Source organism: Bartonella sp. SL320 (assembly GCF_059687635.1).
Genome location: NZ_CM185143.1, coordinates 1,401,340 through 1,411,464, shown reverse-complemented (window position 1 = coordinate 1,411,464; position 10,125 = coordinate 1,401,340). Strand labels below are relative to the sequence as shown.

Here is a 10,125-nt window from a genome sequence, read left to right as displayed (position 1 = left end):
CGTTTGAAACATAAAATGAGCCTTTATTAAGAAACGTTTAAAACCTTAGATTTTATAAAAGCGGTTGTTTATTTGTCTTATGAAAAGCTGCTTTTAAAAACCAATGCTCGTAAATGTCAAACAGATTGTATTACAGACATTCATTTCAAACGCATTTTTTTTGAATTGTATTGATAAAGTTACCAGGCATTTTGATAATTTTTTTTGTATATAGGTATTCATGATTGATTTCATTCGTATAGATCATTTGCATCTCTATTTGAAAGCCGCGTCATATCAATTGGCATGGGTATAAATACAAGCTGAGCCCTAGCAATTGTGGCACGACCATAGATCTTACATAATTAAAAATCACAATGTCATAAGAGACATGCGCATTACTACAAACTTGAGAATAATGATGTATTTTACATTGTCATAAACACGAGCATGACCATATACATAAGCATCATTATCATATATCCAGCAATTGCCATAGTGTGATAAGTTGCTTTGATTTTATAAGATAAACGATAAATAAGACAATTATGATTTATTGCTTGTTATGAAGACATCTAAAGAGAGACTGATAATTATATAGATCAGTAAAATCCCTTTGAATAATCTCTTGTTGTCTCTTATATGTAACAGTTGCAATAAAGTAGATATATTTTGTGAATAACAGTCTTTACTTGCACCTCAAAATTATATTATATGCAACCCCTTAAAATTAAGAAGCGTATAGAATGTATGATTGTCATTTAACTGTGCAATTATACGCTTTTCAGAGGCGGGGGGAGTGATATGGTTTGGATAACCAATAAAGCGGGTTTATACAGGGGAGCCTATACTTTTCTTTTAGATATTATAAGTATTACTCTCATCAAAAAATTAAAAAATTGTTACGCGGTCGGCAGTTATTTCTACAAAGCTGATAAAGCAGTTTATTTTACTCTTCATATTGAAGGTAAAGTAAATGTGTAAGTTTTATTTTTCTTTTGTGTGTGCAGTGTTTTTTTGTTTTTTTTCATGGGGGAGTTTTGCAGAAAGCATTCGTGAGCAAGCAATTGATCAATTCGAGAGGATTCAACGTCAACAAACGCAAGATCGGCGTTTTCAACAATTACATCGCAGGAATGAAGCACACGAGACTTTATTACAAGATGATGAAGAATCCACGGTATTTCAAAACGCTTCAACACAAAAAAACTGTTTGCTGATTAAAAACATTGAATTTGTTGGTGCTCAGTTGATTTCTCGCACCGATCTTCATCACACCATTTCTTTTTGGGAAGGACGGTGTCTTGGTATTGCCGAGATCAACAATGTTCTCAAAGCGGTCACCAAGCTTTATATGAAGCACGGCTATATTGCGGTGCGGGCTTATTTACCTGAACAAGATTTAAGAGGTGGTCGTCTTAAAATTGTTGTTGTTGAAGGACAAATAGAGGATATCACTCTGGAGGGTCATAAAGTTGACAGGCAATATCAAGGGGAAATTATAACGGCTTTTCCACATCTGATTGGTCAACCTGTTCATCTGCGCTCGATAGAACAAGGACTTGATCAAATCAATCGGCTTTTTTCTCGTCATGCGACCATTAATCTTGGTGCTGGGGATGCTCCTGGTGGTTCTATTCTTGATATTCATATTGATAAACAGAAGCCGTGGCTCGTTACACTTTCTAGTGATAATCTTGGTGCTAAAGCGACGGGGATTTACCAAACGCGCGTTAGCCTTTCTTTTGATGATTTATTAAGGATCAATGATCAATGGTCTTTTAGTTATCAGCGCTCTATGAATGGTCATCCGTATCATTTTTCTCATAAGCGGCCCAATAGTGATACAATAACAGGTTCCTTTTCCATTCCCTATGGCTATTGGACGGTAGGTCTTGATGGCAGTTGGAGCCAATATCATTCGAATATTAAGGGAATATTTTCTGATATTGATACTGACGGTAAATCTTTATCGCTTACGCCATGGGTTTCACGGGTTATTGACCGAGATCAAGAGGGAAAAACATGGATTACAGGACGATTGACATGGAAATCTTCTGATAATTTTATTATGGGCAGTAAGGTTGATGTTTCCAGCCGTAAACTAGCTATTGCCACATTAGAACTTGATCATTCACGCAAATGGATGGGAGGAGAATTAAGCGCTCATATAGAGTTTCATAAGGGTTTGGCGATTTTGGGTGCTTATGATGATAAAGAACAAGAAATTTCGACAAAAAACGTTCCCAAAGGGCAATTTTCAAAGTTGTCTTTTTCTTTAGGGTATGGGCGTGCCTTTTCGCTAAACCAGTCTAATTTTCGCTATAACACGTTGTTTTCAGGGCAATTGTCCCCTGATACGTTATTTAGTTCAGAACAACTGTCGCTTGGCGGAAATTCTTCTGTGCGTGGCGTGCGTGAGGCGGTTTATTACGGCAATAGTGGGGTGTTTTGGCGTAATGAATTATCGCTATTATTATCAGGTTTTTCTTCGAAAATAGGGCGTAAATTTATGGGGAAGTTTACACCGTATATGGCACTTGATTTAGGGATGGTCGCCAATGCTCCCCTTAGAAACAGTTTGGGTGGTAGCCTTGTTGGGGCAACGCTGGGTTTCCATGCAAATGGAGAGATTTTGGATATTGATGCCTCTTATTCGAATATTTTAACCCAATCGACACCGATAGAAAAGGGGAATGCGACAGGGTTGTTTCAAATGCGGGCATTATTGAGATTTTAAAAGCAAAGAGGCAGAAAAAGATTGCCTTGCTTGTATCCATTAGGGTGTTTTTTTTAAGAGATAGAAGCTTTTTGAGGAGATTAAGATGCGGGGATTGAAGGGGCAGAAGCATAAAGTGGGATTTGTACGTGAGATAGGGTGGAGAATTCTTGGATTTTTAAAGCAAGGAGCCCATAAGGGGCTTTCCCTGATTTTAAGTTTTAGTTTAGCTTTCCAACCTTTGTTAGTGCAAGCCCAAGCAATGGGTGCACAAAGATCAGCAGTTCAAGAGACCCAAGGGATTAAAGCGGCTGATGGGGTTGGCTCTTCTTTCCGCCCCACGATAGGGGAAGCCAGCAATGGTGTACCACTTGTTGATATAGCACGCCCCAATGGGCAGGGTCTTTCTCATAATAAATATGACAGTTTTAATGTTGATGCTCATGGCGTGATTTTAAATAATTCGACCAAGGAGGTTTCGCGTTCACAGCTTGGCGGTTTGGTGCTTGGCAATGGCAATTTACGGAGCACTGGTGCGGCAAAGGTTATTCTCAATGAAGTGATAAGTGCCAATCGTTCGCGTCTTGAAGGCGTGAGCGAAGTACATGGGCATGCAGCCGATGTTATTATCGCCAATCCTAATGGAATTACCTGTCAGGGCTGTGGCTTTATCAATACACCCCGGGTGACTTTATCGACGGGACAGCCGATTATTGGTGCCAATGGGGCTTTGAGCGGTTTACGCGTTGAGGGAGGTAATATCACCATTGGTGCTAAAGGGGTTGATGGGCGCACAGTGGATATTTTTGATCTTGTATCGCGCAAGATCAGTGTCGCAGGTCCCATACAGGTCAAAGGGGATTTAGCCGTTATCGCGGGGCATAATCATTTTGATTATGATAAACGGGAAGCAACGTCTCTTGGTTCTGATGGCAAAGAGCCGGAATTGGCAATAGATTCCAGTGAGTTTGGTGGGATGTATGCGGGTCAGATCCGCGTGCTTGCCAATGATAAAGGAGCTGGCGTTAAAATGCGGGGAGACATGGTTGCCAATGCAGGTGCCATGAGATTGACGAGTGATGGCAAGTTGGTGCTGGCTAAAGCCCGTGCTAAAGGTGCAGTACATGCACACTCTCACCATAACGATGTTCATGTAAAAGATTTTCTTTTTTCAGAAAAGGCGATTGAGCTTAAGGCGCGTCACACGGTTGAATTAGCAAAACATGCACGGGTTGCTGCGAGCGGCAATATTGATGTGAATGCCAATACGATCAAGCTTGGGGTCAACGCTTTATTGGCAAATGGCATTGGCAATGATGGAAAACAGTCAGCTACGGGTTCTTTACATTTACAAGCCACAAAAGTTGAGGCAGGCAGTGGGCGAATTGCGGCTGGTGCACTTTTACAGATCAATGCCGATGTCATTGATCTGGATCGTTTGCAAGACAACAATCAGACAGGGGTCTCTTCCCTTGGTGATTTGACCATTAAAACCAATCAAATTACGGCTTTAAACAACCATATTGGTGCTGGGGGAAATATTGTTCTAACAGCCGATGATGCATTGAATGTAGGAGCTGGTCATTATAGTGCAGGCGGCTTTCTTTTGGCGAAAGCAGCAGCGCTCACATCACAGGCTCGTTTAGCGGCAGAACAAAAAGTTGATCTTTTTGCGCAGAGTGGTGATCTGATCCAAGAAGGCAGTGTCTCGTCTAATGGCGATGTAACGCTTCAAGCGCATAATGCACTTACCAACAAAGGTAAGATCCTCAGTATGCAGAAGGCTGCATTGATAGTCGGTGGCATGCTCACAACCAGCGCGAACAGTACGATATTGGGGCATGATGTGCTCTTAAACGCTGAGAGTTTAAGCCAAGCGGGATCTGTGGAAGCAGAAGGTGGAGAACTTGCTTTCCAAGTGCGTGATCAGATCATTAATCATGGCGTAATGCGTGGTGACAGCGTCAATGCTGATGCCGGTGCTTTGATCAATCAAGGGATGTTGATTGCCAACAATGATTTACATCTGACGATCAGCACACAAGAAGGGAGCGATACACAACAGGCTTTAGTTGAAAATGCTTCAGGGGCACTTATCCAAAGTGGGGGAAGTTTTGTTTTGTCTGCAGGACAATTGCGCAATGCTGGTACGCTTGGTTCTAGTGGTGATATGGTTGCTCTCAATGTGAGCGGAGATCTGAGCAATAGTGGGCTGATTTACGCAAAAAAGTCCATGAATATATCCAGTGATGGTGATCTGATCAATAAGCGTGGCAGAATAATTTCTGAAGAATCTCTCACCATTGGCGGGCTGAAAGAGACACGAGCTGGTCATGTAAACAATGAGGCTGGTCTTCTCAGTGCTCTTGCCGGTGAGATGAAGATTATTGCAACGTCTTTTGTCAATAAAGGCGCTAAAACGACAACTTCAGACCAACAAAGTGCTACTACACATGATGAAGGTGCACATGTTTTAGTGCGGGATGGTTTGCGTATTGATGTGGGGCGTTTTGAGAATATTGATGGTCTCATTTCGACGCAAGGGGCAGTTAACGTTGTTGCAGACAGTGTGATCCAAGCAGGGCGCGTGGAGGTGGAGCGTGGTGCTCTTCAATTCACGAGCCGTGGTGATTTAAGCAATAGCGGTACAATAGAAAGCAATGATGCAGTTGGCTTGCATGCGCAAACAAATCTCAACCAAACAGGGCGCATTGTTTCCAAAAAGCGGATAGAGTTTTCTAGCGATGCCATCTTAACAATGGGTGAGACAAGTGAGATTGGTGCCTATGATGTTGCGTTGAAGGCAGGCATGCTCACCAATGCAGGGCGTGTGGAAGCGCAAGGTGGAGCGCTTATCTTAAATAGCTCTGGTATTGTAAGCAATCAGGGCATCATGGTGGGGGGTGTTGTTGATGCAAGGCTTGGTTCTTTAGCAAATTCGGGTCAATTTTTAGCCAATGGCGCCTTTAGGCTTGTAGCAGAAAACCATGATCCACTATTGGGGCAAGCGGCTCTGGTTTTAAATGCTGAAGGTGGGGTTCTCAAAAGTGGTGGCGCTTTTGTTTTGACGACAGATGCATTGAACAATGCCGGCAGCCTTGGTTCCAGTGGAGATGGGGTTGCGCTCAATGTGAGTGGAGATTTAAGCAATAGCGGGCTGATTTATGCCAAGAAATCCGCAACACTCTCCTTAGATGGAGATTTTATCAATCAGTTTGGCGATGTCATCGCTGAAGATAATTTGATTATCCGTGGCTTAAAGGGAGAGCGAGCTGGTCATGTCATCAACAGTTCGGGGCTTTTAGAAGCTGTCTCAGGCGATATGCGTTTTGATGTCTTAGCGCTTACCAACATGCGTGAAGGTGGGGTTGAGGTAAGCGATAAAGTGGTTAAGCATAATGTCTATGAAACATCACATACAGAAACAGATGGGTGGTTTTTTGTTGATACAACGACCACAACTACCAGAGTTACAACGACGGTTAGTCAGCAACAGCCTCATTTTAAGCATAATGCTGCACAGATTTTAGCAGGGCGTCATCTCACGGTTCATGCTGGCGATATCCGCAATAGCTATAGCTTGATTTCTGCCAATGGCAACATTGAGATGCGGGGTGATACGCTGCTCAATGAAGGGCGCGATTTAATCGAAACAACCAAGATTGTAACTAAAACACGTATCGAAACTACGTCTGGCGATATTTTAGGTGCAGGGTTTGTTCAAATAGGAGGCACAGACACATGGGATTATGTTGGCGAACCTGTAACCAACACACGCACCTATGATGCAGTTTATGGCACGATTGAAGCGGGGGGAACGCTTGATGCCAAGGTGACAGGCTATATTGACAATCATGCGGTGCGTGAGGGGGTGGAGCAAGTTGGCTTAAGCTCTGGTGATAAAGGCTTGGCTGGAGTTAAAAACACCGATTTTGACGGCTCTAAACCACTGATCAGTGATGATCGATTAGACGGGATTATCAATGGTTTAACGGGGCACAAAGCCCTTTTTACACCGAGTATCGAAACACCAGAACCAGAATCCATACAAGTACCAAAGCAAGATGGTCTGAGCTCTGTCCAGACAGAATTGGCAAAACCCCAAACACCAGATGTGCCGTTTTTAGTCGAGACGCGTCCAGATTTTGTTAACCCCAGCAAATTTTTGGGTTCTGATTATTTCCTCAAAAGGGTTGGCAATTATAAGCCTGAGCACGTGTTTAAAAGATTAGGGGATGCCTATTATGAATATCGTCTGATAAGTGAGCAAATTTTTGAACTCACCGGTAATCGCAGTCTTATAGATGTTGATGATCCCAATGCACAAATGCAAAGGCTTTATGACAATGCCATCGCTCAGCAAGGCCCATTAGGGTTAGAGCTAGGCAAACCTTTATCGTCTCAGCAAATTGCTGGGATTAAAGAGGATATGATCTGGCTTGAAACGCATGTTGTCAACGGGCAAGAAGTCTTGGTGCCTCGCGTTTATTTGTCACCAAACTCTTTGCTCACGCAGGATATTTATGGGGCAAAAACACAGCAAGCAAGCCTTGCCAGTGCTCGAATAAAAGGCAATGGCGTCACTATAGAGACGGATCGCTTTGCCAATAGCGGCACCATTTTGAGTGAGGATGTACTCAACGTTTCAACAACACAAACTTTGTTGAATGATGGTGGGTTTTTACTGGGCAGCGGTGCTGTTGATTTGAGCAGTCAAGGGCTTTTTGTCAATTCGTCAGGGGTTATTCTGGGGGATATCATCACTATCGATGCAGAAACTATAGCCGATGGGACGGCCAAAATCCGTGACACGAATCCATATGGTTTTGTTGATCGGAGCGGACAGCAGGCTCAAATTATTTCTGTTCAGGATTTGAATATTCATTCTCTTGGCGATTTAAGCATGAATGGTGGACAATGGAGCAGTGGTGGCTCGATGACGGTGATTGCTGGTGGTTCTGCGACCATTGGTTCATTGGTACTAGAGAGTGATCATAAGCAAAGCTTGGAAAAAGGGCATTATGATGCTCAAAGCAGTTTGCATCAGTTGGCCGAAGTCAACAGTGGTGACAATCTAACCATTGTTACAGGCGGTGAGCTTAATCTTGCGGGAAAGATTAAAGCCAAGGGTGATGGGGATTTCACCAGTGGTGGCGCTCTCACTGTGGTTTCAGAGCAAGATTTTAGCAGTTTTGACTTAGACCTTAGGGGGAAAGAAGGCGATAAATCGAAGCAAAAGAATAAGTTTCGTCAACAATCAACCGAAGTTACCACCAATAAAACCACGATAGAAACGGATGGCAATCTCTCCATGCATGCCAAGGATGGAGATCTCACACTTAAAGCCATAGGGGCAAAAAGTGGTGATAAGATACATCTTGCATCAGATAAGGGGAAGATCAAGTTTCTGACCAACAAGGATCAGGATTTTAAAGACACCTATCAGCGCAATGAAAACCTTGTGTGGTGGAGTGAGAGCGACAAAGGCTATCTGCAGGAGACCATCGAGCATGTCACCATGGAAGCTGGTGGGGGCATGAAGCTTGATGCGGGCGATGGCTTTGTTGTTGAATATGAACAAACCGGTGATTTTGACCAATCTCTTGAGGAATTGGCACGTTCTCCAGAACTGTCCTGGATCAAGCAACTGCGGGATGATCCAGAATTAGCCAAGCAGGTCGATTGGCAGGCTGTGAAGGCTGAGTTTCAAGAGTGGGATTATAAAAAGCAAGGTCTCACAGAAGTAGGGGCCGCTTTAGTCACCTTGATTGTGACAGCTGTTACCGCCGGAACGGCTTCCAGTGCAGCCGGTGCCATTGCTGGCACATTAGGTGTTGGTTCCAGCACAGCCATGAATGCAGCGATACAAGCAGGTGTCCAAGCATTGATCAACAAAAGTGCTGTGGCTCTTGTCAATAATCGCGGCAACATTGCCGACGCACTCCATGAGCTAGGCTCTTCGAAAAATGTTTTGAGTATTGTCTCTTCAATGTTAACAGCAGGCTTGACCAGTCAACTCACACAGATGGCTGGTGTTGGTCAGTCCTTACCAAAAACCGCACCTTTGGTCGATCGCATTACGCGTGAGGCAGAAAAGAATCTGATCAAAGCCGCTATTGGCACGGGCGTTCAAACAGCGCTTGAAGGCGGTTCTTTAGATAAGAACTTTTTTAACAATCTGCGCACTGCCTTGTCAGGAACCCTTGGCAAGACGTTGGCGGAAGAAATTGGTACCGCCAAGGCAGAGGGCAAAATAGATACGGTCACACAAATTGTTGCCCATGCGGGGCTTGGCTGTATTGTCGGTGCGACAGCGAGTGGGGATTGTACGGCTGGCGCTGTTGGGGGAGCAGTGGGGGAAGCCGCTGCCATGCTCCAGTTTAAACTGTCGACCAAAAATTTTATACAAAAAGAAATAGCAGCATTGGATGGTCGTATTCCAACGGCAGAAGAACAAGCGCGTATAAATGCAAAGATTGAAGCACAGTTTGCTGATTTTAATGATCATGTCATTGATATTTCCCGTATTGCGGGGGGCTTTGCTGCTGCTCTTGCTGGTGGTGATGTCAATACCGGCGCTGATGCAGCTGGTAATGCTGCGGAGAATAATTTTCTTCCCGCAGTAGCAGCATTCGCAGCATTTATTGTATCGCTTGCACCAGAAGAGTTGGCCGCTCTCTCCCTTTTTATGGCTGGCGGAGCAACTCTTGTTCAATCTTCTAGCAATAGGTCGACTATAGCTGATTTTCTTGCCGATTGGTTTGCATCAAAAAATTCTGCAGAAGACAGTGAAAAAACAAATCAAAACTCACAAGAAGAAAAAGATAAAAATTCTCAGAAAGAAAATAAAAATAAGGACAAAAACGGAAAAAATAAAGATCCACAAAACAATAATAATGGAAAAGGTAACCTACTTCACCAAGCCAGGAAGCATCATGACAAAAAGCGCGATGAGAAAAAACAAGAATTAAGGGATGAAGGCTGTATAGTATGCGAGGCAGAAATAGTATTCAAAACTAAAAATGGTAATAAGACAGCAAGATCTCGTGCGGATATTGTTTATATAGAGGATGGTAAACTAAAAATTGGTGAGGTAAAAACGGGAAAGAATTCTAAACTAAGTGAACTGCAAAACATTTTAAAAGAGGCACATGAAGAAGGAAATGCAGAGCCCACAAAAGGAAAATTTATAAAATTTCTTAAAGAGAATAAAGAATTCTTAGAGAAATATCAAGAAGATTTTAAAAATTTCAAAGGAAATCAAGATCAATTGAGAAAAGCTAATCAAAACTGGATTAAAGAACAATTAAGTAATAAGTTAGAGAAAACCGAATTTAATCTTTTTCGTTATCCAGGACTTAAGGAAATTGAGTGATGCAGAAAACTAAAAATATAACAGGGCTTTGAAAGTTAAGTTGGGAGTATGA

Annotated in this window: 2 protein-coding genes; both read left to right on the top strand. The window is 42.9% G+C overall.

The window, feature by feature from the left end:
• The first annotated feature begins 955 nt into the window (after positions 1–955).
• Positions 956–2,719, top strand: coding sequence for a ShlB/FhaC/HecB family hemolysin secretion/activation protein (locus AC6ER8_RS05855; RefSeq protein WP_497077791.1), 1,764 nt, complete (start codon positions 956–958; stop codon positions 2,717–2,719).
• An 85-nt stretch (positions 2,720–2,804) separates the two neighbouring features.
• Positions 2,805–10,073, top strand: coding sequence for a two-partner secretion domain-containing protein (locus tag AC6ER8_RS05850; RefSeq protein WP_497077790.1), 7,269 nt, complete (start codon positions 2,805–2,807; stop codon positions 10,071–10,073).
• Positions 10,074–10,125 lie beyond the last annotated feature (52 nt).

Excerpts from the sequence above, each read along its gene's own strand:
- AC6ER8_RS05855 (WP_497077791.1), top strand. The coding sequence starts at position 956 with ATGTGTAAGTTTTATTTTTCTTTTGTGTGTGCAGTGTTTTTTTGTTTT.
- AC6ER8_RS05850 (WP_497077790.1), top strand. The coding sequence starts at position 2,805 with ATGCGGGGATTGAAGGGGCAGAAGCATAAAGTGGGATTTGTACGTGAG.